Genomic DNA, 23183 nt, shown 5'->3' with positions numbered 1-23183 from the left:
AGCCTCATTCCGCCGCCTGCGCCGCGCCCCAGCCGATCACGGCCTTGGTTTCCAGGAATTCGGCGAAGGCATGATCGCCCCATTCGCGGCCGTTGCCGGATTGCTTGTAGCCGCCGAACGGGACAGTCAGGTCCAGCGCCGCGCCGTTGATGTTCACTTGGCCCGCGCGCAGCTGCCGCGCGACGTCGCGCGCCTCCGCCTCATCGCCCTGCACATAAGCGGCGAGGCCATAGACGGTGTCATTCCCCTCAGCGATCGCCTGCTCCAGCGTATCATAGGGCAGCATCGCCAGCACCGGCCCGAAGATTTCCTCGCGGGCGATGGTCATGTCGTTGGTCACGTCGGCGAAGATGGTGGGCTTCACATAATAGCCCTTGTCCAGCCCCTCCGGCCGGCCGGGGCCGCCCGCGACGAGGGTTGCGCCTTCGTCGATGCCCTTCTGGATCAGGCCCTGAATCTTGTTGAACTGCACTTCAGAGACGACAGGCCCGATCACGCTGTTGCCGTTGGGATCGCCCACGGTGATCGCCTCTGCTGTGGCCTTCGCAATTGCCTTGGCCTGCTCCATCTTCGGGCGCGGCACGAACATGCGCGTCGGCGCGTTGCAGCTTTGCCCGGAGTTCAGCATCATGGACTGGATACCGCCGCCCACGGCAGTTGCAAGGTCTGCCGAATCCAGCACGATATTGGGGGATTTGCCGCCCAGTTCCTGCGCCACCCGCTTCACCGTGGGGGCGGCGTTCTTCGCCACCTCGATTCCCGCGCGGGTGGAGCCGGTGAAGCTGACCATATCGATCAGCGGATGGCTGGAAATGGCCGCGCCGACGCCGGGGCCGTCCCCGTTCACAAGGTTGAACACGCCCTTGGGCACGCCCGCCGCATGCATCACCTCGGCGAAAATGACGGCATCAAAGGGGGCCACTTCGGAGGGTTTTAGCACGATGGTGCAGCCGGTGGCGATCGCCGGGGCGACCTTGCAGGCGATCTGGTTGATCGGCCAGTTCCATGGCGTGATGAAGCCGCACACCCCGATGGGCTCCTTCACCAGCCGGGTGCCGCCGCGATCCTCTTCGAAGCTGTAGCCTTTCAGCACCTCCATGGCGATCTGGAAGTGCCCCATGCCCAGCGCGGCCTGATATTGCGTGGCCAGCCAGGCGGGCGCGCCCATTTCCTCGGTGATGGCGGCGGCGATGTCGGCGTGGCGCTTCTGATATTCGGCGATGATCGCCCCCAGCAGCTCCAGCCGTTCGGCGCGGCTGGTGCGGCTGAAGCTGGGAAAGGCGGCAGCGGCGGCCTTGGCAGCGCGGTCCACATCAGCCGCGGTGCCGATGGCGATCCGGCCGAACGCCTGTTCCGTGGCGGGGTTGATTACGTCCAGCGGCTTCACGCCTTCGACCGGATCGACCCACTGGCCGTCGATATAGAATTTCAGGGCTTCGCGCATGTCTCTCTCTCCCAAGGTTTGACTGCCCTACGTAGAGCGGCGGCGGTTACAGAAAAACGCTCAACTCAGAGGGGGCGCGCAATTTGTCGCTGGGGGCGCTGCACGGGTTGGCAAGCGGGGGCGTGGCCGTTAGGCAGCCTGTAACAATGTTACAGGAGATACATAAGGAATGCGGATCGCCCCTTTCGCAGCATTGCTGATCGCCACTGCCCTCACCGCCCCCGCGCTGGCGCAAGACCGGCCCGCCGGGCTGATAGGATCCGGCGTGGCCCCCTCCACGCGGGAGAACAGCCCTGAGCGGCCGATCCGCTTTGCCGCCACCGTGCCTGTGGGCGCGGCGCTGATCGTGCCGGTGACGGCCCCGCTGGATATCGCGAAATCCGCACCGGAACTGCCCGCCGCCACGGCGGAAGCGATTGCGGCGGCGGCGAAGGCCGCACGCTTTGATGCGAAGCCGCTCTCCACGTTGAAACTGCACAATATCGGCGGGCATCCCGCCATCCTGCTGGTGGGCGTGGAAAGCCTGACCGCGCCGAAGGAGGCCGCGCTGGCCGATGCGGCAGGCAAGGCGAGCATGGCGCTGCGCAGCGAACCCTCTGATATCGCGATCCTCTCTGGCGGGCTGCCCGCCGGGTCTGCCCCCTATCTGGCTTATGGTGCGGCGCTGGCGGGTTACCGTTATGACAGGTTGAAGTCCGAGCCGAAGCTGCCGCCCGCCAACCCGGTGACGGTGGTGACGAGCGACGCAGGCGCAGCCGCCGCCTATGCCGCCGATCTGGCGCAGGTGGCAGGCGCCATTCGCTTTGCCCGCGATCTGATCATCACCCCGGCCAATGAACTCTATCCCGAAAGCTTCGTGGCGGCGGTGCAGAAGGAAGTGAAGGGTGTGCCCAATGTGCGGGTGACCGTGCTGAACGAAGCGCAGATGCGTGAGCTTGGCATGGGCGCGCTTCTGGGCGTGGGGCAAGGTTCTGCCCGGCCTTCGCGGCTGCTGGCGGTGGAGTATCGCGGGGCCGGAAATGCCGCCCCCATCGCGCTGGTGGGCAAGGGAATCACCTTCGACAACGGCGGCAACTCCATCAAGCCCGCAGCCGGGATGTGGTCTATGAAGGCCGACATGTCTGGCGCGGCGGGGGCGGTTGCGGCGGCCATCGCGGCAGCAAAGCGCGGGGCGAAGGCCAATGTGATCGGCATCGCCGCGCTGGCGGAAAACATGCCCGGCGGCACGGCGCAGCGCCCCGGCGACGTGGTGCGGACGCTGAACGGCAAGACGGTGGAGATGATCAACGCCGATGCCGAAGGGCGGCTGGTGATGGCCGATGCGAACCAGTGGGCCATCCGCCAGTATAAGCCCGCCGTGCTGGTGAACCTCTCCACCCTGACCGGCGCGATCGGCGCAGCGCTGGGCGATGAGTATTCCGGCCTGTTCGCCCGCAACGAGGATCTGGCCGCGCGCCTGACAACTGCTGGCGCACTGACAGGCGAGGATGTGTGGCGGATGCCGCTGCACCCCAGCTACACAGCGGACATGGCGAGCGATATCGCCGACATCAAGAATGCGAACGAGGGCGGGCGTGCGGGCGCGGGCACGGCCGCGCACTTCATCAGCTTCCTCACGCCGGAGCCGACGCCCTGGGCGCATGTGGATATGGCGGGCGTGATGACCGCCGCGACCGACCTGCCGACCGTGCCCAAGGGCCTGCGCGCCTATGGCGTGCGGCTGTTCGACCAGCTGATCCGATCCTACGAGAAATAAACGAAAAAATGGGGCGGCGCGTTTAGCGCCGCCCCGTTTATCCAACCCCTTGGATCTGGTTCAGTTCGTGACCATTCCGGCGCGGCGGCGGCGGGCGGCAGCGCCCACGAAGCCGAAACCGGCGATCAGCATCGCCCAGGTGGCGGGTTCCGGCACGGCGGCGGTATCGAAGCCGATCGAATCGATCCGATAGCCCTGCCCCGTCATCCCGCCGTAATTCACTTCGCCGCCCACACGGGTGGTGAAGATGTAACGGTTGTAGCTGCCCAGCGCGTCGGCGAAGCTGAGAACGCTCGTGCCGCCGTTCGCGCCGCTGTTGTTGACGCCCACTGTGCCGCCGAGACCCGACAGGATGGTGCCCGCACCGGTGAGCGAGACAAGGCTGCCATCATCCTGCACGCCGAACACGAGCAGCGTGTCGTTCGCATCAATGTAAGACAGTTTCAGCGCGTTGATGTCGATCAGCTTGCTGGTGCTGAACAGGATCGCTTCGCGGTTGCGCACCTGATTGGTATCGACTTGCGGGGCCGATCCGCCGCCGTCCACGCCGATGCCGGGGGCCGTGACGCTGATCTTCATCGCTGCGCCGCTGCTGGAGGTGGTGCTGAACTGGCTGAAGCTGGTGAGCGCGGTGGGGGCCAGCGTGAAGCGCAGCGCTTCGAAGCTGTAATCCACCCCATCCACCGAGCCGGTGATGCTGGGCACATTGGCGTTCGGGCCGCCAAGCGTGATCACGGAGGCGCTGGCGGGCGCAACGGCGATTGCAGCCGCAAACGCGGCAGCAGCGAAGATTTTCATGACAAGACCCCTGCAAGATTTCGCCGCCCGGATCAGGCGATGAATAGCTGCGGGCCAAATAGAGCTATAACGGCCGCCCGATCCAATTCTTATGTTCTTAACGGCGCAGGGAATGCGTAAACGCCCGGCAACCATTGCGGTTGCCGGGGGCGTTCACATTCGGTGGAAGCCGTGCCGCCCTTCAGCGGCAGCGGTGCGTCAGGCGGAAACCACCGGCTTGCGGCGGCGGCGGGCGGCGACGCCCACAAAGCCGAAGCCCGCGATCAGCATCGCCCACATGCGCGGTTCAGGAACCACGTTGAAGCTGATCGAATCCAGCCGATACCCCTGCCCGCGATCATTGTTGTAAAGCACTTCGCCGCCGACGCGGGTGGTGAAGACATATTGGCTGAAATTGCCCCAGGGGTTGGCGAAGGTGAGCAGCGAGGTGCCGCCGTTCGCACCCGTGCTCACCACGCCCGCCGCGCCGTTCAGGCCCGACATGATGGTGCCCGCGTTGATGAGCGCAACGAAGCTGCCGTCATCTTTGACGCCATAAAGCATCAGCGTGTCATTGCCATCCACCATCGACAGCTTCAGCCGCGAGATTTCGAACGGGCTGCTGGCCGACAGGATCAGCGCTTCGCGACGGTTCGTCTGGTTGGTGTCGATCTGCGGCGCGGAGCCGCCGCCATCCACGCCGAGGCCGGGCGTCGTGACCGAAACGAGCAGCGGCGCGCCAAGGCTGGACATGCCCGTCAGCGTGGCAGGATTGCCGGTGAAGCGGGCTGCGGTGACGGTAAAATCCACCCCTTCCGCACTGCGGGTGACGCTGCTGACATTCTGGACTGCCCCGCCCAGCACAACGGTGACGGCAGACGCAGGCGCTGCGGCGACGAACGCGCCGACAAGCGTAGTGACCGCGATAGCGGCAAACGGATGAATCATTGGGTGCGACCCCCTAAATGTTGTTTCGCCCATGCCTTTCCCGATGTTCCTCAACGGGTTCGACTGGAACGTTACGATTCGCATAGCTGAGGCGCAGACGCGATGCCAGCCCCCAAATGCAAATTTTTGCAATGTCCGTGAAATTTTCCGCCGATGGCTTCGGCGGCGCTGCGCGATCAGGCTTTGGGCGGGCTTTCGTCCTTCGGATCGGCTTCCTTGGGATCTTCAAGATTGAGGCCATGCTTCAGCATCATCGGCACCTGCGCCCCCATGAACAGGAAGGTCAGCAGCGAATCGCCCCAGATTTTGAAATGCAGCCAGATGTTGGTTGGGAAGGCGCGCCACAGCAGTTCGTTGGTCAGGCCCAGCAACAGGAAGAACAGCGCCCAGCGGCGGGTGAGCAGGGTCCAGCCCTCGTCGCTGAGGCCGTTGAAGGCGGATCCGACCACCGTCTTCAGATAATTCCGGCCGCGCAGCAAGCCGAAGGTCAGCACGCCCGACAGGGTGAGGAAGACGATGGTCGGCTTCATCTTGATGAAGGTTTCATCGTGCAGCCACAGCGTCAGGCCGCCGAACACACCCACCAGCACGGCGGAAAACCATGTCATTGCAGCGATATGGCGGGTGAGCGCCCAGGAAATCCCCATGGCGATGGCGGTGGCGACCATGAAGGCCGCCGTGCCGACGAACACGTCGAACCGGGAATAGACGGCGAAAAACACCAGCAGCGGGCCGAGATCGACCGAGAGCTTTTTCCAGCCGTCCAGTTCGCGGCGGGCGGGTTTCACGACGGGTTGCTCTGTCAAACTATCAGGCTCCTGTGAGCGCGTCGGCATAGGCGCGCGCGTCGAAGGGGCGGAGGTCGCCCAGTTTTTCCCCCACGCCGATGGCGTGGATCGGCAGGCCGAATTTTTCCGCTGCCGCCACCAGAACGCCGCCGCGCGCGGTGCCGTCCAGCTTCGTCATCACAAGGCCAGTCACGCCTGCCACTTCGCGAAAAATCTCGATCTGGCTCAGGGCGTTCTGGCCGGTTGTTGCGTCCAGCACGAGGATGGTGTCATGCGGGGCGCCCGGGTGCTGCTTGCCCAGCACGCGGCGCACCTTGGCCAGTTCATCCATCAGCCCGGCCTTGTTCTGCAGCCGCCCCGCCGTATCCACCATCAGCACGTCGCGGCCCGAGGCGCGGGCCTGCTCCATCGCGGTAAAGGCAAGGCCCGCCGCATCGGCATCGGGCTTGCCCGAGATAACAGGGATGGACAGCCGATCCCCCCAGACCTTCAGCTGCTCGACGGCGGCGGCGCGGAACGTGTCCCCGGCGGCCATCATCACCGCATAATCATCTTCCTGAAAAACATGCGCCAGCTTGGCGATCGTCGTCGTCTTGCCGGTGCCGTTCACGCCGACCACGAGGATGGTGTGCGGGCGCGGGAAGGCGGTGACGAGCAGCGGCTTCGCCAGCGGGGTGAGGATGGCGGCGATCTCGTCCGCCGCGACCTGCCGCACGCGGGTCATGTCGATGTCCCCGGCAAGGCGGGCGGCGGCCAGCTTCATGACGATGCGTTCGGCGACCGCCGGGCCGAGATCGGCTGCGATCAGTGCATCTTCCACCGAATCAAGGTCTTCCGCCTCGATCCGGCCGCCGCCGACCATGAAGGTGAGGTTCTGCGCCAGCTTTTCCGACGAGCGGGCAAGGCCCGAACGCATGCGGGCGAGCCAGCCTGTCTTTTCCGTGACGTCGTTCATTCAGCCAGCAGTCCGTCGTTCAGATGGGTGGGCGTAAGCCGCACAAGAGCGCCCTTCGGCCGGGGCGCGGCATAGCGCAGCCGGAGGCCATGCGCGCTGTACCCCTGCCCGCCTTCGCTGACGCTGTCGACCGGCTTTCCGACAAAGGCGGCGGTGAAATCGGCGTGGCGGCTGGCGGCGGCGGCGCGCAAGTCCGCCGCGCGGGCCTTGGCCACGGCGGGCGGCACCTGCGGCATGCGGGCAGCCGCCGTGCCGGGGCGCGGCGAAAAGGGGAAGATATGGGTGTGCACCAGCCTGCAATCCGCCAGCAAGGACAGCGAGTTGGCATGCGCGGCCTCCCCTTCCGTCGGGAAGCCCGCGATCAGGTCCGCGCCGAGCGCGATATCGGCGCGGGCGGTGCGCAGCCGTTCCGACAGGCGCACGGCATCTGCGCGGCTGTGGCGGCGCTTCATCCGCTTCAGGATCAGATCGTCGCCGGATTGCAGCGAGAGATGGACGTGCGGCATCAGCCGCTGATCCTGAAAGGCTTCGATCAGCGCCTCGTCGGCTTCCGCCGAATCCAGCGAGGAGAGGCGCAGGCGCGGGATGGCGGTGCGGGCGAGGATCGCCTGCACCAGCGTGCCGAGCGCGGGGGTGCCGGGAAGGTCCTGCCCATAGCTGGTGGCGTCTATGCCGGTCAGCACCACCTCGTTTACGCCCTGTGCGGCAAGCGCAGCGATGCGCGCGACCACGGTTTCCAGCGGCACCGAGCGCGAGCGCCCGCGCGCGAGGCGGGTGACGCAGAAGGTGCAATCATGGTCGCAACCGTCCTGCACGGCGACGAAGGCGCGCGACTGGCGGGTGACGGGGGTATGATGCCCTGCCCTTCCCCATGCGTCTCCGTTCAGTTTGAAGGCGTTGGGGATGAGTGTTGCGATATCAGCGAAGCGTGCCGGTTCCAGCGTGGCGGCGCAACCGGTGACATAGACGGGGCCGTTGCGGGCCGCTGTGCGCGCGGCGGCGCGGGCGTCGCGCACGGCTTCCGCCGTGACCGCGCAGCTGTTGATGACGGTGGCCCCCACCGGTGCCAGCGCGGCCAGCGCGTCGCGTTCGGCGAGGTTGGAGCGGCAGCCGTGGGTGATGACCCTTGCTGTCAAAGGTCGGTCTCGCCCCGGTAGGCGGTGGAGACGGGGCCGGTCATGCTGATGCCGCCGCCTGCGGTTTCGGCGATGATGAGGTCTCCGCCGGGCAGGCTGATGGTGGCGCTGTCATCCACAAGGCCGCGGCGGCGGGCGGCGGCGAAGGTGGCGCAGGCCCCGGTGCCGCAGGCGAGCGTAAGGCCCGCGCCGCGTTCCCACACGCGCAGGCGGATGTGGCTGCGGTTCAGCACGGTGGCGATGTTCACATTCACGCGCTCGGGGAAGATCAGGTCATGCTCGATCTCCGGGCCGAGGCTTTCCAGCGGCACGACGTTGGCATCGGCCACGAAGAAGATCACATGCGGGTTGCCCATGTTCACGGCGGAGGGGCGTTCCAACTCAGACCATGCGACCGGCATGTCGGCGGTGTCCATTGCGTAGGCGAGCGGAATCTCCTCCCAGCCGAAGCGGGGGCTGCCCATGTCGATCGTCACGCCCTGTTCGGCGTTGGCGGCGGTGAGGATGCCGCCGCGCGTTTCGATGGTGGCGGCCCCGCCCAGCAGCCGGGCGACGCAACGGGTGGCGTTGCCGCAAGCGCCGGATTCGCTGCCGTCCGGGTTGAAGATGCGCATGAACACGTCTGCGCGGGTGGAGGGTTCCATCACGATCAGCTGGTCGCAGCCGATGCCGCGATGCCGGTCTGCCAGACGGCGGACGCGTTCCGGCGGCATGGCGAGCGCCACTTGCCGGGCATCGAAGATGGCAAAATCATTGCCGGCCCCGTGCATCTTCAGAAAGGCTGTCGCCATGGGGCCTGCATCTATGGGGCGGGCGCGCCGGTTGCAATGCCCTCCCCCTCCCTGTTGCCCCCGCCTGTTGCATTGCAGCGCAGGCAGGCGTAAGGCGCGCGACCTTGGAGGACGCCCGGGCGATGCACCCGTGGCCCCCTTTGGAACCGCATGCGGGGAGCGAGCACCGAGGTGGCAAGCCTGTCTGTTACGCCTGACCAGATCGTGGAGGATGTCGCGGCAACGCTGGTCGACGCGCTGTCGCTGACGCCTGACGTGGCCGAGGGGCTGACGCGCGAGACTTTGCTGTTCGGCAGCCTGCCCGAACTGGATTCGATGGCGGTCGCCACGGTGCTGACGGCGCTGGAGGATCGCTTTGGCATCCTGATCGACGATGACGAGGTTTCCGGCGAATTGTTCGAGAGCGTCGGCACCCTGTCGGACTTCGTTTCGGCGAAGCTGGCAGGTTGACCTGCCCGACCGATTGAGGGAACCCTTTTTTCCGGTTCTCGGAAAGACGGTTGACCCATGCTCGCTTTTGTTCGGCTGATCGTTTTGGGCGTCATTGCCGCCCTGTCGGCGGGCAACGCGACTGCTTCCAGCAACAATAAGGCGGCAACGATGGTTGCCCCCGACCTGAAACGGATGCTGGTAAACTTCGAGACCCGGACAATCTCAACCGATGACTGGAGCAGTCAATTCGTTGATTGCTCCGATGCGAATTACAACTGCATCTCGGTGCCGGACAAAGTGGCTCTGGCATTTGCTCGAAAGTGCGATCTCACAAAAGCTGAGAGAGCGAGTATCCCGCATTCGAAAATTGCTGGCCGCGTTTTTGTTGTCGCGCCGATGGCGCACTATGGCCTGCCCAGCGGAACCTACATTCTGGAAGCGCTGCCCACCGCGCTGATGTTCTACGATCAGAAGCATGGCCTGACGGAGCTGCGGGAGCTTTTATCGTCTCCCTACGAGACGGAGTTTGACCCCAATGCCTACCGGGTCCGCTATAAGATAATCACCGCTGACGGCGGGCCGCTATTTCGCTGCACCTGAACTGCATCATCGGCTGCATATCGCCACGCTGCCACCCGCTTCGTCGGCACGGGCTAACAGTCGATAGCATTGTCACAATTTTCCACTTTACATGGGGGGGCTTCGTCCCCATATGCGCGCTCCGCTGCCCCATGGGACTTCCACCGCAAGGCAGTCGATTCTGAAACTGCACCCCGGAGGTCCCTTGAATTGCACAACCATCATAACGCGCTTCGGGTAGCGACCGAGCTGCAGCCTGCAGCCCCGGTCACCCTCGTCCGTCCTGATGCTGCTCTCGATGCGGCGCGCTTCTTTGCTTCGGCATTTCCGGGCAAGAGCTTCTATGCCGTGAAGGCAAACCCTTCGCCGCACCTGATCGAGACGCTGTGGGAAGGTGGCATCCGCCATTTCGACGTCGCTTCCATCGCGGAAGTGCGTCTGGTGCGCGGGCTGCTGCCGCAAGCCGTGCTGGCGTTCATGCACCCGGTGAAGGCCGAGGAGGCGATTGCCGAGGCTTATCATGTGCATGGCGTGCGGATCTTCTCGCTGGATACGCATGAGGAACTGGCGAAAATCGTCCGTTCCTGCGCGACCGATGGCGTGCCCGCGGCTGACCTCACGCTGTGCGTGCGGCTGAAGGTGTCGTCCGGCTATTCCAAGCTGAGCCTCGCCTCCAAGTTCGGGATCGGCGTGGCCGATGCCCCTGCCCTGCTGCTGGCGGCGCGTCAGGCAGCGGACGCCTTGGGCATCTGCTTCCATGTGGGATCGCAGGCGATGAGCCCGGCGGCCTATGCGGATGCGTTGGCCTTCGTGCGTGCGGCGATCGTGGAAGCGGGCGTGACCGTGGACGTGATCGACGTGGGCGGCGGCTTCCCCAGCCGCTATCCGGGCATGGAACCGCCCAGCCTTGAGACCTATTTCGCGGTGATCGAGCGGGCTTATGAATCGCTGCCGATTTCTTACTCCGCCGAGTTGTGGTGCGAGCCGGGCCGGGCGCTGTCCGCCGATTATGCCAGCGTGCTGGTGCGGGTGGAAAAGCGGCGCGGTGAAGAGCTTTACATCAACGATGGGGCCTATGGCTCGCTGTTCGATGCAGCCCATGTGGAGTGGCGCTATCCGGTGAAGCTGGTGCGGGCGGATGCCTCGCAGGCCGAACCGATGGACTTCGCCTTTTACGGCCCGACCTGCGACGACATGGATCATATGAAGGGTCCGTTCGAACTGCCGGCGGATGTGAAGGCGGGCGATTATATCGAGATCGGCCAGCTGGGTGCCTATGGGCAAGCCATGCGCACGGGCTTCAACGGTTTCACCAACGGCGACACCGTGATCGTGACGGACGCACCGATGGCGAGCCTGATCCCGATGGGCGGCGAGGCCGTGGTTCCGGCCAATGTCGTGCCGCTGGGAGTTGCGGCTCGGGTGTAAGCCCGTCAGAATGGACGCGCAACTAAGCGCGTCATCAAGGTTTCATTCTTTTCCCCCACCGCTTCGGCGGTGGGGTTCTATTTCTGTTGGAGACGAACATGAGCGAGCAAGTGAACGCACAGCGGAAGGCTGAACTTCTGTCCAAGAAGGTCGAGCATATCGACATCAAGAGCTTCGACGCCCGGCCGATCATCGACCAGATGGCGAACATGAGCTTCACCAGCCGCGACCTCGCGCGCGCCACCGGCATCTACAACCAGATGCTGGAAGACAAGGACTGCACCGTCTGCCTGGTGATCGCCGGTTCACCTCGGCCGGCGGCTGCATGGACCTGTATGCCGAACTGATCCGCAACAATATGGTGGACGTGGTGATCGCCACGGGTGCCACCATCGTGGACATGGATTTCTTCGAAGGCCTTGGCCACAAGCATTATCAGGCGCTGGAAATCCCGGACGATGATACCCTGCGCTCGCTCTATATCGATCGTATCTATGATACCTACATCGACGAAGAACAGCTTCAGGACTGCGACTTCACCATCAACAAGATCGCCAACTCACTGGAACCGCGCGCCTATTCCAGCCGCGCCTTCATCCGCGAGATGGGCAAATACTTGCAAGAGCATGGCAAGAAGGACAACAGCCTCGTCAAGCTGGCGTACGAGCATGACGTGCCGATCTTCTGCCCGGCGTTCGTCGATTCGTCGGCCGGATTCGGGCTGGTGAAGCATCAGGTGGACCGCGCCAAGGAAGGCCAGCCCTATATGGTGCTGGACGCGATTGCAGACTTCCGCGAACTGACGGACATCAAGATCAAGGCGGGCACCACCGGCCTGTTGATGATCGGCGGCGGCGTGCCGAAGAACTTCATTCAGGACACCGTGGTGTGCGCGGAAATCCTCGGCCATGAGGATGTGGAAGTGCACAAATATGCCGTGCAGATCACGGTTGCAGACGTGCGCGACGGTGCCTGCTCCTCCTCCACGCTGCAAGAGGCAGCCAGCTGGGGCAAGGTGAACACCGGCATCGAGCAGATGGTGTTCGCCGAAGCGGGCAGCGTGATGCCGCTGCTGGCCTCTGACGCTTATCATCGCGGCCACTGGAAGGCCCGCGCCAAGCGCGGCTGGGCGAAGCTGTTCGCAGCCTGAAGTCCAAACTCGGCAACAGGCGGCGGGCCGGGTGTTCCAGGCCTTGGTTTGGGGTCACTCTCACCCGCCGCGCTGGCGCGCGAGTCGCCTCTCCCGCAAGCGGGAGAGGATTTTGGCTCGGCTTATTGTAGAAGCGGCAGCGGGTCGGCGATCTTCACGTCGTGCATCATGCCCAGATAGGCATCCAGATAGCCCTTGTGGCTGGCCCCGGTGAGGACCAGCACACGGCCGCCGGGCTTCAGTGCCGCCACTTCGCGGACGTTACCGGCCATGCGCAGATTGCGGGTTTCCCACCAGCCGAGGTAGCGGCGGCCATAGTTTTGCGGCGTGGCATCCGCCATCGCCTTGCCGAAATCGGTGGCGAAGGCGCGGTCTGCCTCGGCCGGATCATTGTAGTAGCGATAGGCTTTCAGCACTGCCTGCTGTGTCTGCATTTGTGCGTTGATGGCCTTCGCGGCTGCAGATCGCGCATCGCTTTCCGGGCCGCTCCAGATGCGCTGCATCGCCTTTTCGAAATCCGGGTCATCTGCTGCTGTCAGGCTGTCGGCGCTGTGATCGTCGGTGGACCAGACCCGTTCATGGCCGAGCCGGGCGGCCAGCGCGGCGGCGATCAGGTAATTTTCGTTGCGGCGATTGATGCGGGCATCCAGCCACTCCACCAGTTCCGGCGTCAGCCCGTCCTGCGCGATGCGTTCGGCAGGGGGAAGCCGAAGCCATTGCACCACAGCAGACGCCGGTTCCCCGGCGGCAAGGAAGCTAAGCGCCAGATGCCGCCGCTGAGACGCCGTGGGGGTGGCGGGCCATGCGGCGAGCAGGCGGGCGGCCTCCGCCGTGGCGGCGGGGACGGTCATGCCAGAGGCTTTGGCGGCTGCGGCCAGATCCACACAGTAAGCGTCTGCCACGCCGGGCCAGATCGCCGGGTTCTGCCGATATTGTTCGCATTGCAGGCCGGAAACGCCTTCGATGGCGATGGCGTCCGGCTTCCAGCCTGCCAGCCGGTCCAGCAACAGCGACAGCGTCTGCGGCTGAAAATCCTTGGGCAGGCCGGAAAGATGCGGGGTGCCCAGCACCATCACTTGTGTGGATTCGCCAGCCAGTGGTGCGCGGTGCTCGCGCGGATCGAATCCGGCGGCATGGGCGGGAAGGAAGGCAAGACTGCCCAGCAAGGCAGCGAGAAAGGTCAGGCGCATGAATGTCCTCCAACCCCTCTCGCGGCCGATGTAGCAGCCACGAGAGGGGAGGAGAAGCCCTTTGCAGCCCTTAGGAGAGCGTCGCCAGAGCCGGCTTGCGGCGGCGCAGCGAGGCACCGACGAAGCCGAAGCCCGCGATCAGCATCGTCCATGTCGCCGGTTCCGGCACGCCGCCGGTGACGGAGAGGTTGGAGACCCCCCAGCCTTCGTCGCCCAGACCTTGCGCATTGCCGGAATAGCTGAGCGTCAGCGTGTTGGTGCCCTGCGCCAGCCCCAGCGGAATGCTGAACAGGCCGGTGCCGCCCTGCCAGCTGCCCGGCGTGCTGACGGAGACGCTGCTGCCGACGGGGGCGAAATAGGTGATGTCATAGCCGCCACCGCCCAGATTGTAGCTGCCCGACAGGATGTCGGTGCCGTTCAGCTTCAACGTGAAGACATCGGTATAGCCATTGCCCTCGCCATCCAGCGAGTTGAAGCCGTTCAGCGTGAAGCTGGTGAGACCGGCCCCGGCATTGGCGGCGAACTGGTAGCTGACGGAGCCGGGGCTCGTCATTGCGCCGGTGGGCGCGCCTTGCGTGAACAGGGTTGCCGCGCTTGCCGCCGTTCCCAGCAAGGCGCAGGCGACGCCCGCGATCAGGATATTCAGTTTCATTGTTCGACCCTTTCTCACCCGAAGCCGCCGACCCTGGATCAGCTTCGGGCTGAGGCGTCTTTATCCGGGAATCACAAGGATTTCTGTCAACCAGTGTATGTAACATCTGCGCAATGTGGTGACGTGAAAGACTTATCCCACAGACTGCGGCGGCCGCACATCCTGCGCGCGTTGCAGCCGATATTCGCGCCACACGGTGTAGAGGCCCGAAAGCGCGATCAGCGCCCCGCCCGCCAGCGTGGTGAGGCCGGGCACGTCCGACATCAGGAACCAGCCGAACAGGATCGCGCCCAGCAACTGGATATAATCGAACGGCATCAGCACCGACACGGCGGCGTGCCGCAGCGAACTGGTCATGGAAATCTGCGCGACGATCCCCGCCGCGCCGCCGCCCAGCAGCAACAGCAGCGTGGGCCAGCTGTGCCAATGGCCGAACACAGGCAGCATCAGCGCGCTGGTGACGAGCGACAAGGACATGAACCAGAAAACGATCGCCGCCACATGCTCGCCGCGCATCTGCCTAACGGCGATGGTGACGCCCGCTGCGCCCAGCGCGCCGATCAGCGCGAGCGCCAGCCCCACTGCGGGCAGCGACTGCCCGGATTGGCCCGGCTGCAGGATGATCGCCACGCCGGCGAAGCCGCAGGCCACCGCGAACCAGCGGTGCGGGCCGACCTGTTCGCGCAGGATCAGGAACGACAGGATGGTGGCGAACACCGGGGCCATGAAGCCGATGGTGGTGATTTCCGCCAGCGGCAGCATCGTCAGCGCCTGAAAGGTGCACAGGATCGCGGCATTGCCCAACAGCGCCCGACCCGCGTGCATCATCGGCCGCTTCGTGCCCAGCTGCGACAGGCCCGGCCCCATCAGCACCCAGATCAGCAGCACCGGGATGCCCACCAGAGCGCGATAGAACAGCAGTTCCGGTGCGCTGGCCCCCTGCATGGTCGCCAGCTTGAACAGCGCTCCCATCACCGAAAAGCTGACGGCCGAGAGGATGCGCAGCGCGATTCCGAGTTTTGGGCCGCTCAACATCTTGGGTCAGCGCCGGAATTCGGCGACCAGCTCCACATGGGTGGACCAGCGGAACTGCGCGACCGGCCACAGCCGCCCTAGCCGGAAGCCAGCCGCCACCAGCCGCTCGGCATCGCGGGTGAAGGTGGCCGGGTTGCAGCTGACGGCGGCCACCACGGGCAGCGTGCTGGCGGCGAGTTGCTCCGTCTGGGCGATGGCTCCGGCGCGCGGGGGGTCGATGATGGCGGCATCGAAGCGGGACAATTCATCTGCGCTCAAGGGCTTGCGGAACAGGTCCCGGTGGTCGGTGCTCAATTGCCGCCCTGCCCTGCGCGCGGCTTCGCCCAGCGCGCGGATGGCCGGGCCTGCGCCGTCCACGGCGTGCAGTTGCGCCCGGCGGCTGGCCGGGAAGCTGAAGGTGCCGCTTCCGGCGAACAGATCCACCACCTTCGGCGCATCGCCCAATATGGCGGTGACGGCGGAAACCAGCGCCGCTTCGCCGTCCGCCGTCGCTTGCAAAAAAGCGGCAGGCGGCAGGGTGACGCGCACGCCGCCCATGGTCAGCACCGGCTCGGCATTGGCGACGAGGGTTTCGACCCCCATCGGCCCTTCCACCGACAGCCGGGCGAGCCGCTGATCCGCTGCGAATCGGGTCAGCCCCTCGATCCGGGGCAGGCTGTTGGCCTGAAGATTGGCGAGCAGCAGATCGACGCCATTGTCCGTCAGCGTCATGGTGATGCCGATGGCCGAGCGTTCTGCCAGCCACGGGCCGAGCAGATCGCGCAAAGGCCCGATCAGCGCGAACAGCGCCGGGTGCATCACCGGGCATTGCGCCATATTCACCAGCCGGTGCGCGCCTTCGGCGTTGAAGCCCAGCCGCACTTGCCCTTCCGTGCGGGTGGCGCGCAGCGCCGCGCGGCGGCGGCTGCCTTCGGGCGAGACATGCACCGGCATCACCTGTTCGGGCGTGATTCCCGAGCGCGCCAGCGGGGCCAATATGCGATCCCGCGCGAACTCCGCGATCAGCCGATCCGACACATGTTGCAGCTGGCAGCCGCCGCATTCGCCAAAGTGCGGGCATGGCGGCGCAACATGATCCGGGCCATGTTGCAGGCTGCCATCAGCCAGCAGCAGATCGCCCGGAACCGCCCCGGGCACGAAACGCCCGTCTGCGGCGACACCATCCCCGCGCGCGGCGAAGCGTTCGATCAAGATGCTATGCAACGCGCCTGTCATATGAGAAAGGAAGCTTATCCTGTTGGTGTTAATGGACAGAAACGAATGAACATGATCCGGGGAGCGAAGCTGGGCGGTTCGGTTGCGGTGCTTGCATCGTTGATCGGCGTGGCAGCCTGTGCGCCCGCCCCTCTCTATACGTCAAGCGGGCTGCAACGCGGCGCGGTGACCTGGGGCGAGATTCCGCGCGACGCGCGTGGCGAGCCGGTGTGGGCGGCGATCAGGCCTGCGCCGACTCAGCAGGCGATGAACCAAAATGTGCTGACAAGCCAGCAACTGGCAGCCGCGCGCTCCAGCCGGCCGGCAAATGTGCAAGAAGGCGACGGCGAAGACTAGCCCAGCCCGCCGACAGCATCACCAGAAAGCTGCCGAGGATCAGCGCGGTGAGGCCGAATCCGGCCGCCACCCGTCCGGCCTCGAACAGGCTTTGCAGCGCGAACAGCACATAGATCATCGCTGAGACCAGCAGTGCCCGCCTGTCGATCACCAGCGCGACGAGGGTGAGCGCCGCATAGAGCAGCAGCACGACCGCCGCCCCGGCCGGGCTGGCACCGGCATCCAGCATGCCGGTGAATTTGAACACGCTGTGCACGATCAGCGGCGCGGCCAGCAGGTGCAGCCAGAAGGCGATATCGGTATTGCGCGTGAGGCGCTCGCGATCCCGCATGTCATACAGCATCGCCACCGCGAAGATGGCGAGGCCAGAGAGCAACGCCGCGCCGCGCATTGCCAGCGTGGAGGGGATCACGGCACCGGCCAGCGCCACCGCGCCGATCGCCAGCGCGCCCGCCCCCGCCGCCAGCGTGATCGGCACGCGGAAGCGCCGCCAGTGCAGCGCGGCGGCAGCAGCAGCCGCCAGCCCCGCCACCATGGTGGGCGCGAGCACTGCTGCGAATTGCTGATGCAACATCAACTGCTGCATGGCGAGATCCCAGTGCCCGCCCATCGTGATGGCCGTGAAGGTGGCGACGAAAATCGAGCCGACGAAGGCCAGCAGCAGGATGATCGACGGCAGCGCCATCCGCCGTTTCCGGGTGAAATATTCCGCCAGCCCCCAGCTCAGCGCCGCCGTCAGCAAGGCGGCGGGCAACGTGGGCAGCATCGCCGGAAGCGCCCCCAGCATCAGCAGGCAGGCCAGCGCCACGAAGATGTCGTTAAAGCCTGTCAGCAGGCGGAAACTCTCGTTATCCGGGCTGGCACCTTGAAGGCGGGTTCGGGCGAAGGCGATCAGCCTGTCCCGCGCGTTGGCGTCGATAACGCCGGCCTCTACGGCGGCATCCAGATCTTCGGTGCGGATATCCATGTGCAGCAGAATCGCGTCGGTGGCCGCGCAAGTCAACGCCAACCCTGCCCCCGGTGCATTGCAGTTTGCCGGGCAAGCGCTAAGGCTGGCCGATATCGAAGGTTGGAGCCGGTCGCATGCAGTTCCTGAAGGGTGTCTGGACGTTCCTTGTCGGTGTGAAGGATGCCCTTGTGCTGATCTTCATGCTGCTTGTTTTCGGCCTTTTGTGGGCCGGGCTTTCGATGGGCGGGCGTTCGGCGGTGACGGTGCCGCAGGGCGCGGCGCTGAACATCGATATGGACGGGCTGCTGGTGGATCAGGCCACCGAAGTGGACCCGCTGACTCTGCTGGGCGGGCAGCAGGTGATCCCCGAAACGGAAACGCTGGCGCTGGTGCGCGCCATCGACAAGGCCGCAGACGATCCGGCGATCAGCATGATCACGCTGAATCTGGACGGCTTCATGGGCGGCGGCCAGGCCAATCTGGAAAGCGTGGGGGCCGCGCTGAAGCGCTTCCGCGCCAAGAAGAAAGAGGTGGAGGCCTGGGCCACCGCCTATACCGACGACGGCTATTATCTGGCCGCCCATGCCGACAGCATCGGCATCTCGCCGCTGGGGGCGATGGCGTTGAGCGGACCGGGCGGCAGCGGGCTCTATTTCAAGGATGCGCTGGATAAGCTGAAGGTGAATGTGGAGGTGTTCCGCGTGGGCACCTACAAGAGCTTTGTGGAGCCGTTCACGCGCAATCAGGCCTCCCCGGAAGCGAAAGAGGCCGATCAGGTGCTGGCGAACGACCTGTGGGCGACATGGCGCACCGCCGTGCAACGCGAGCGGCAGGAACTGGACGTGGCCGCCACGCTGGCCAGCTGGCCGCAACGCGTGGCGGGCGCGAACCAGACGCAGGCCGAACTGGCGAAAAACGCCGGGTTCGTGGACGTGGTGATCAGCGAAAACGCCTGGCGCGCGAAGCTGCGGGAGCGGCTGGGCGAAGGCGAGGACGCGGATCGTCCGGGCGATTTCAAGCGCATCGACGTGCGGGATTATTGGGCGGCACGACGGCCTGTGGGCGAAAGCGGCCCTGCCGTCGCCGTGGTGCATGTGACGGGCAGCATCGTGGACGGCGAAGCCCCCCCCGGAACGGCAGGCGGCGCGACGGTTCGCGAACTGATCGAGGATGCCGTGGCCGATGGCGATGTGAAGGCCATCGTGGTGCGGGTGGATTCCGGCGGCGGTTCCGTGCTGGCATCCGAGGAAATCCGGCAGGCGCTGCTGGAAGCACGGGCGAAGAAGCTGCCGGTGATCGCCAGTTTCGGCCCGGTGGCGGCGAGCGGCGGCTATTGGGTGGGCACCGGCGCGGACATGATCTTCGCCAGCCCGGCGACGATCACCGGCTCCATCGGCGTGTTCGGGGTGATCCCCACCTTCGAAGGCACGCTGAAGCAGCTGGGCGTTTCGACGGACGGCGTGAAGACCACGCCCTTTTCCGGCCAGCCCGACGTGGTGGGCGGGCTGAACGACCCGACGCGCACGCTGATTCAGGCGGGCGTGCAGGATGTCTATCGCGAGTTTGTGGGGCTGGTGGCAGCGGCGCGCAAACTGCCGGTGGCGCAGGTGGAGCCGATCGCCGAAGGGCGCGTCTGGTCCGGCACCCGGGCGAAAGAGCTGAAGCTGATCGACCGTTATGGCGATCTGCAGGATGCCGTCCGCGAAGCCGGGCGGCGCGCCGAACTGAAGGGCGAGCCGCGAATCAAGGTGATGACGCCGCCGAAATCCTTCCTCGTGGAGATACTGTCGAAGCTGGAAGGTGGCGAGGCCGCGCATGCGAGCGCGATGAACCGCGACGCCATGGCGCGGGCGGTGGCGATTTCGCGGCTGCGCGCGGCAGCGCAGGTGCAGGCCGCCATTTCGGTTGCCAGCGGGCCGACGGTGCAGGTGCATTGCCTGACGTGCATGGGCTATTCCATCCCGTCTCGCGCGGCGGCCCCGGCGGAGCTGCTGCCCACGCTGAAAGCGCTCCTTGCAGACTGAAACCCTCACGCGCGGGATCGGGCCGCTGGGCGCGGCGCTGATCGCCTTCAACGGCATCGTGGGGGCGGGCATCTTCATGCTGCCCGGGCTGGTGCATGACAGGTTCGGCGCGTTCGGGCCGTGGCTGTTCCCGCTGTTCGGCTGCGTGATGCTGATGATGGTGCTGCCGCTGGCGGCAGTCGCGGCGCGCTTCGACGTGAACGGCGGGCCGGTCGCCTATGTGGCGAGCGCCTTCGGCCCGTTCGCGGGGTTTCAGGCGGGCTGGCTGTTCACGCTGGCCAAGCTGACGGCGCTGGCGGCCAATGCGAATGTGTTCGCATCCTATCTGACGGGGCTGTTTCCGGGGCTGAACGCGGCGATCATCGGGCCGCTTTCGATGCTGCTGCTGATCGGCGCGCTGACGGCGGCCAATGTGGTTGGGGTGAAGCAATCTATCCGGCTGTTGACGGCGATTTCGGTGCTGAAGGTGCTGCCGGTGTTGCTGCTGGTGCTGGCGGCACTGTGGATGTTCGGTGGTGCCCTGCCCGCGCCGGGGCCGTTTCCACCGCTTTCGCAGGTGGAGGCGAGCGCGCTGATCCTGCTCTATGCCTTTGTGGGCTTTGAGAATGTGCTGGTGCCGGCCGGGGAAACGCGCGACCCGCGCCGCACCATTCCGCGCGCGCTGGTGCTGACGCTGGTGCTGACGACCAGCTTCTACATGCTGATCCAGTTCGGTTTTCTGGCCGCCGATCCGCCTGCGAGCGAGGATGCGCCAATGATCGCCTTCGGCGCGAAGGTGGCGGGTGCGGCGGGCGCGCTGGTGATGACGCTGGTGGTGCTGGCGTCTCTGACGGGCAATCTGCACGGCAACATCCTGTCATCCCCCCGGCTGCTGTTCGCCATGGCCGAACGGCGCGTGCTGCCCGCGTGGTTCGGGCGGGTGCATGCGCGGTTCGGCACGCCCGCCAACGCCGTGCTAGCCTTTGCCGGGATGGCGCTGCTGCTGGCTCTGACCGGCAGCTTCGTGTTTCTGGCGGTGCTGGGCACCATCGCCCGACTGTTCCTGTTCCTGATGGTCTATGCCAGCCTGCCCAAGCTGCGCCGCGATGCGGGCGAGCGGGCGATGCCGGATGTGGGGCTGACTGTGGTGCTGCTGATCGCGACAGGGCTGTGCCTGTGGGCGATTTTGCAGGTGGAGGCGGACGCGTGGGCGATGCTGGTCGGGAGCGTGGCTGTGGGGACGGGGTTGTTTTTCGTGGCGCGGCGGGGACGTTTGGGGGGTGAGAGGGCGGATTCTTAGGCTACCCGATGTTCTCCACCCGTCACCCCGGACTTGATCCGGGGTGATGTGTGAGGTTGGTGGGGATGTTGTGGATCAGGCCCGGCGGGGACACCCCCTCTCCAACTCTCCCCCTTGCAGGGGGAGAGAGATGCGGTGCGCCGCAGGCAATCTAAGTGGATCACGTCCACGGCGTTGGAGTTTGGACACGATGTGAATTTTGAGGGTGCAGGGAAATCATTTCCCTGCTGGGTGCAGGGCAAAGCCCTGCCGCGCGGCGCGCAAAACACCCCCTCCCCGCCCGTCACCCCGGATGGATCGGCAGTTTCCACCCACGCGCAATGGCACCGGCTCGGATGATGAGGGCGATTGCGGCTCCGGCGGTGCCTGCGATCCAGCCGTTGAGGTTTCCGGCTGCCGAGAGCAGCACGGTGACGGTGGCGCCCGCGATGGCTGCGGTTACGTAAATTTCGCGTTGCATCAGGATGGAGGGTTGGCCTGCCACCACGTCTCGGATGACACCGCCGAAGGTGGCGGTGATCACGCCCATCACGACTGCGGGGATGGGATCGACACCGAAGCTGAGCGCTTTCAGCGAGCCGAAGGCGCAATAGGCGGAGAGGCCGATGGCGTCGAGCCAGCGCAGGGGTTTGCCGGGCCATTGATCCGTGCGGAGCACCCAGACGGCAAGCGTGGCGAGCAGACAGACGGCGATGAACCAGCCATGGCCCATCCAGAACACGGGGGCACCGATCAGCAGGTCGCGGATGGTGCCGCCGCCCATCCCTGTCATCCCCGCGAAGAAGGCGCAGGTGACGAAATCCTGCCGCACGCGCGCGGCAACCAGCGCGCCGGTGACGGCGAAGATGAACACGCCGACGAAATCCAGCGCAAGGAAGATGCGCCGGAGCTGGTCGAGCGCTTCGGCGTCCAACGCCGGGCCTTTAGATGTGGATCGGCTTGCCCGTCACCGCCATGGCCGCTTCCTTCAGCGCCTCGGCATGCGTCGGGTGGGCGTGGCAGGTGAGCGCGATGTCTTCGGAGGACGCCCCCATTTCCATGGCCAGCGCGGCTTCGGCGATCAGTGTGCCCGCGAGGCGGTTGACGATCCAGACGCCCAGCACGCGGTCCGTCTTGGCATCGGCGATGATCTTCACGAAACCGTCGGTATCCTGATTGGCCTTGGCGCGGCTGTTGCCGAGGAAGGGGAATTTGCCGACCTTCACTTCGCCCTTTTCCTTCGCCGCTTCCTCGGTGAGGCCGACACCGGCGATTTCGGGCATGGTGTAGACGACGGACGGGATCACATCATGGTTCACATAGCCGGTGAGGCCCGCGATATTATCTGCCACCGCAATGCCTTCGTCTTCCGCCTTGTGGGCGAGCATCGGGCCGGGGGTGACATCGCCGATGGCCCAGATGCCGGGCACGGCGGTTGCGAGATAATGATCGACTTCGATCTGGCCGCGCTTGTTGAGGGCGAGGCCGGATTTTTCGAGGGCGAGGCCTTCGGTGTTGGGGCGGCGGCCAATGGAAACCAGCACCACATCGGCTTCCAGCGTGGTCGCTTCTCCGCCAGCGGCGGGTTCCAACGTGAGCGTCGCGCCGGACTTGCCGGTTTTCACCGACGTCACCTTGGTGGAGGTGAGGAATTCCATGCCCTGCTTTTTCAGCAGCTTGGCGGATTCCTTGCGCACTTCGCCATCCATGCCGGGCAGGATCTGGTCGAGATATTCGACGACGGTGACCTTGGCCCCCAGACGCCGCCAGACCGAGCCGAGTTCCAGCCCGATCACGCCGCCGCCGATGACGACGAGGTGGCCGGGCACCTTCTTCAGGCTGAGCGCGCCGGTGGAATCGACGATGACGCCCTTGTCGTTATCCACATCCGCGCCGGGGAGCGGCGTGACGGAGGAGCCGGTGGCGACGACGATGTTCTTCGCGGTGTAGACCGTATCACCCACCTTGATGCTGTTCTTGGATTCGAAGCTGGCATGGCCCTTCAGCCAATCCACCTTGTTCTTCTTGAACAGGAAGGCGACGCCGTCCGTCAGGCCCTTCACGGCCTTGTCTTTGGAGGCGAGCAGCTCGCCATGGTCGATCTTGGCGCTGGCGGTGATGCCGAACTTCTTCAGATGCCCGGCCGACACTTCCTCATAGAGTTCCGACGCGTGCAACAGCGCCTTCGACGGGATGCAGCCGATGTTCAGGCAGGTGCCGCCCAGTGTCTCGCGAGATTCGACGCAGGCCGTCTTCAGCCCGTTCTGCGCGGCGCGGATCGCGGCGACATAGCCGCCCGGGCCGGAGCCGATGATGATGACGTCGTAGTCGGCCATGACG

General features: G+C 65.6%; 20 protein-coding genes and 1 pseudogene. 7 read left to right on the top strand and 14 right to left on the bottom strand.

The genetic code is table 11. The features are described from left to right. Positions 1–4 precede the first annotated feature (4 nt). Positions 5–1444 (bottom strand): aldehyde dehydrogenase family protein, encoded by a 1440-nt coding sequence (locus FJQ54_RS09890; protein ID WP_140928249.1) that lies wholly within the window; start codon positions 1442–1444, stop codon positions 5–7. A gap of 169 nt (positions 1445–1613) precedes the next feature. On the opposite strand from FJQ54_RS09890, the gene FJQ54_RS09885 reads away from it, so the two are divergent. Then, positions 1614–3200, top strand: coding sequence for a leucyl aminopeptidase family protein (locus FJQ54_RS09885; RefSeq protein ID WP_140928248.1), 1587 nt, complete (start codon positions 1614–1616; stop codon positions 3198–3200). Between the two features lie 60 nt (positions 3201–3260). Here the strand turns inward: FJQ54_RS09885 and FJQ54_RS17790 are convergent, their stop codons facing one another. The 6 genes from FJQ54_RS17790 to dapF form a co-directional block, all read right to left on the bottom strand. Then, positions 3261–3998 carry a PEPxxWA-CTERM sorting domain-containing protein gene (locus tag FJQ54_RS17790; protein ID WP_235890389.1) on the bottom strand — a complete coding sequence of 246 codons (738 nt, stop codon included), beginning with the start codon at positions 3996–3998 and terminating at the stop codon, positions 3261–3263. A gap of 198 nt (positions 3999–4196) precedes the next feature. Continuing rightward, positions 4197–4925: a PEPxxWA-CTERM sorting domain-containing protein gene (locus tag FJQ54_RS09875; protein WP_181160085.1), complete on the bottom strand. Its 729-nt coding sequence runs from the start codon at positions 4923–4925 to the stop codon at positions 4197–4199. Positions 4926–5101: 176 nt separating this feature from the next. Beyond that, complete coding sequence (locus tag FJQ54_RS09870; RefSeq protein ID WP_235890388.1) at positions 5102–5731, bottom strand: septation protein A; 630 nt, start codon at positions 5729–5731, stop codon at positions 5102–5104. A 4-nt stretch (positions 5732–5735) separates the two neighbouring features. After that, on the bottom strand, positions 5736–6668 hold the full coding sequence (gene ftsY, locus FJQ54_RS09865) for a signal recognition particle-docking protein FtsY (RefSeq protein WP_140928245.1): 933 nt from the start codon (positions 6666–6668) through the stop codon (positions 5736–5738). After that, on the bottom strand, positions 6665–7804 hold the full coding sequence (locus FJQ54_RS09860; protein WP_140928244.1) for a radical SAM protein: 1140 nt from the start codon (positions 7802–7804) through the stop codon (positions 6665–6667). Before FJQ54_RS09860 ends, ftsY begins: the two co-directional genes overlap by 4 nt. Beyond that, positions 7801–8595: a diaminopimelate epimerase gene (gene dapF / locus FJQ54_RS09855; RefSeq protein ID WP_140928243.1), complete on the bottom strand. Its 795-nt coding sequence runs from the start codon at positions 8593–8595 to the stop codon at positions 7801–7803. The genes FJQ54_RS09860 and dapF overlap by 4 nt, the downstream gene beginning before the upstream one ends. A gap of 171 nt (positions 8596–8766) precedes the next feature. Between dapF and FJQ54_RS09850 the strand changes: the two genes are divergently transcribed. From FJQ54_RS09850 to FJQ54_RS09835, 4 genes and pseudogenes are all read left to right on the top strand, one after another. Then, positions 8767–9045: an acyl carrier protein gene (locus tag FJQ54_RS09850; protein WP_181160084.1), complete on the top strand. Its 279-nt coding sequence runs from the start codon at positions 8767–8769 to the stop codon at positions 9043–9045. Positions 9046–9102: 57 nt separating this feature from the next. Further along, a complete protein-coding gene (locus FJQ54_RS09845) occupies positions 9103–9627 on the top strand; it encodes a hypothetical protein (protein ID WP_140928241.1) in 525 nt (174 codons plus the stop codon). A gap of 189 nt (positions 9628–9816) precedes the next feature. Next, positions 9817–11034, top strand: a complete 1218-nt coding sequence (locus FJQ54_RS09840; protein WP_140928240.1) for an alanine racemase — start codon at positions 9817–9819, stop codon at positions 11032–11034. Positions 11035–11132: 98 nt separating this feature from the next. Continuing rightward, a pseudogene (locus FJQ54_RS09835) lies at positions 11133–12184 on the top strand (1,9-bis(guanidino)-5-aza-nonane synthase). Positions 12185–12306: 122 nt separating this feature from the next. Here the strand turns inward: FJQ54_RS09835 and FJQ54_RS09830 are convergent. The 5 genes from FJQ54_RS09830 to FJQ54_RS09810 form a co-directional block, all read right to left on the bottom strand. Then, positions 12307–13374: a DUF5694 domain-containing protein gene (locus FJQ54_RS09830; protein WP_140928239.1), complete on the bottom strand. Its 1068-nt coding sequence runs from the start codon at positions 13372–13374 to the stop codon at positions 12307–12309. Between the two features lie 70 nt (positions 13375–13444). Next, on the bottom strand, positions 13445–14026 hold the full coding sequence (locus FJQ54_RS09825; protein WP_140928238.1) for a PEPxxWA-CTERM sorting domain-containing protein: 582 nt from the start codon (positions 14024–14026) through the stop codon (positions 13445–13447). A gap of 132 nt (positions 14027–14158) precedes the next feature. Beyond that, a complete protein-coding gene (locus FJQ54_RS09820) occupies positions 14159–15061 on the bottom strand; it encodes a DMT family transporter (RefSeq protein WP_140928237.1) in 903 nt (300 codons plus the stop codon). 6 nt (positions 15062–15067) lie between these two features. After that, positions 15068–16252 carry a class I SAM-dependent RNA methyltransferase gene (locus FJQ54_RS09815; protein WP_235890387.1) on the bottom strand — a complete coding sequence of 395 codons (1185 nt, stop codon included), beginning with the start codon at positions 16250–16252 and terminating at the stop codon, positions 15068–15070. A gap of 244 nt (positions 16253–16496) precedes the next feature. Continuing rightward, on the bottom strand, positions 16497–17579 hold the full coding sequence (locus tag FJQ54_RS09810) for a hypothetical protein (RefSeq protein WP_140928235.1): 1083 nt from the start codon (positions 17577–17579) through the stop codon (positions 16497–16499). 116 nt (positions 17580–17695) lie between these two features. Here FJQ54_RS09810 and sppA point away from each other — a divergent pair, with 116 nt between their 5' ends. Continuing rightward, positions 17696–19585 carry a signal peptide peptidase SppA gene (gene sppA, locus FJQ54_RS09805; RefSeq protein WP_140928234.1) on the top strand — a complete coding sequence of 630 codons (1890 nt, stop codon included), beginning with the start codon at positions 17696–17698 and terminating at the stop codon, positions 19583–19585. Further along, entirely contained in the window at positions 19575–20864 is a 1290-nt protein-coding gene (locus FJQ54_RS09800) for an APC family permease (RefSeq protein WP_140928233.1), read from the top strand. Before sppA ends, FJQ54_RS09800 begins: the two co-directional genes overlap by 11 nt. 283 nt (positions 20865–21147) lie before the next feature. On the opposite strand, the gene FJQ54_RS09795 is transcribed toward FJQ54_RS09800, so the two are convergent. Both FJQ54_RS09795 and lpdA read right to left on the bottom strand, forming a co-directional pair. After that, a complete protein-coding gene (locus tag FJQ54_RS09795) occupies positions 21148–21777 on the bottom strand; it encodes a trimeric intracellular cation channel family protein (protein ID WP_207790399.1) in 630 nt (209 codons plus the stop codon). Between the two features lie 10 nt (positions 21778–21787). Beyond that, a complete protein-coding gene (lpdA, locus tag FJQ54_RS09790; protein ID WP_140928232.1) occupies positions 21788–23179 on the bottom strand; it encodes a dihydrolipoyl dehydrogenase in 1392 nt (463 codons plus the stop codon). Positions 23180–23183: the final 4 nt, after the last annotated feature.

This window comes from Sandaracinobacter neustonicus (assembly GCF_006385875.1).
In the GTDB taxonomy this organism is placed as follows: Bacteria; Pseudomonadota; Alphaproteobacteria; order Sphingomonadales; family Sphingomonadaceae; genus Sandaracinobacteroides; species Sandaracinobacteroides neustonicus.
This window is presented reverse-complemented; position numbering and strand designations above follow the sequence as displayed.

Excerpts from the sequence above, each read along its gene's own strand:
- FJQ54_RS09890 (WP_140928249.1), bottom strand. The coding sequence starts at position 1,444 with ATGCGCGAAGCCCTGAAATTCTATATCGACGGCCAGTGGGTCGATCCG.
- FJQ54_RS09885 (WP_140928248.1), top strand. The coding sequence starts at position 1,614 with ATGCGGATCGCCCCTTTCGCAGCATTGCTGATCGCCACTGCCCTCACC.
- FJQ54_RS17790 (WP_235890389.1), bottom strand. The coding sequence starts at position 3,998 with ATGAAAATCTTCGCTGCTGCCGCGTTTGCGGCTGCAATCGCCGTTGCG.
- FJQ54_RS09875 (WP_181160085.1), bottom strand. The coding sequence starts at position 4,925 with ATGATTCATCCGTTTGCCGCTATCGCGGTCACTACGCTTGTCGGCGCG.
- ftsY (WP_140928245.1), bottom strand. The coding sequence starts at position 6,668 with ATGAACGACGTCACGGAAAAGACAGGCTGGCTCGCCCGCATGCGTTCG.
- dapF (WP_140928243.1), bottom strand. The coding sequence starts at position 8,595 with ATGGCGACAGCCTTTCTGAAGATGCACGGGGCCGGCAATGATTTTGCC.
- FJQ54_RS09845 (WP_140928241.1), top strand. The coding sequence starts at position 9,103 with ATGCTCGCTTTTGTTCGGCTGATCGTTTTGGGCGTCATTGCCGCCCTG.
- FJQ54_RS09830 (WP_140928239.1), bottom strand. The coding sequence starts at position 13,374 with ATGCGCCTGACCTTTCTCGCTGCCTTGCTGGGCAGTCTTGCCTTCCTT.
- FJQ54_RS09825 (WP_140928238.1), bottom strand. The coding sequence starts at position 14,026 with ATGAAACTGAATATCCTGATCGCGGGCGTCGCCTGCGCCTTGCTGGGA.
- FJQ54_RS09820 (WP_140928237.1), bottom strand. The coding sequence starts at position 15,061 with ATGTTGAGCGGCCCAAAACTCGGAATCGCGCTGCGCATCCTCTCGGCC.
- FJQ54_RS09810 (WP_140928235.1), bottom strand. The coding sequence starts at position 17,579 with ATGGATATCCGCACCGAAGATCTGGATGCCGCCGTAGAGGCCGGCGTT.
- sppA (WP_140928234.1), top strand. The coding sequence starts at position 17,696 with ATGCAGTTCCTGAAGGGTGTCTGGACGTTCCTTGTCGGTGTGAAGGAT.
- lpdA (WP_140928232.1), bottom strand. The coding sequence starts at position 23,179 with ATGGCCGACTACGACGTCATCATCATCGGCTCCGGCCCGGGCGGCTAT.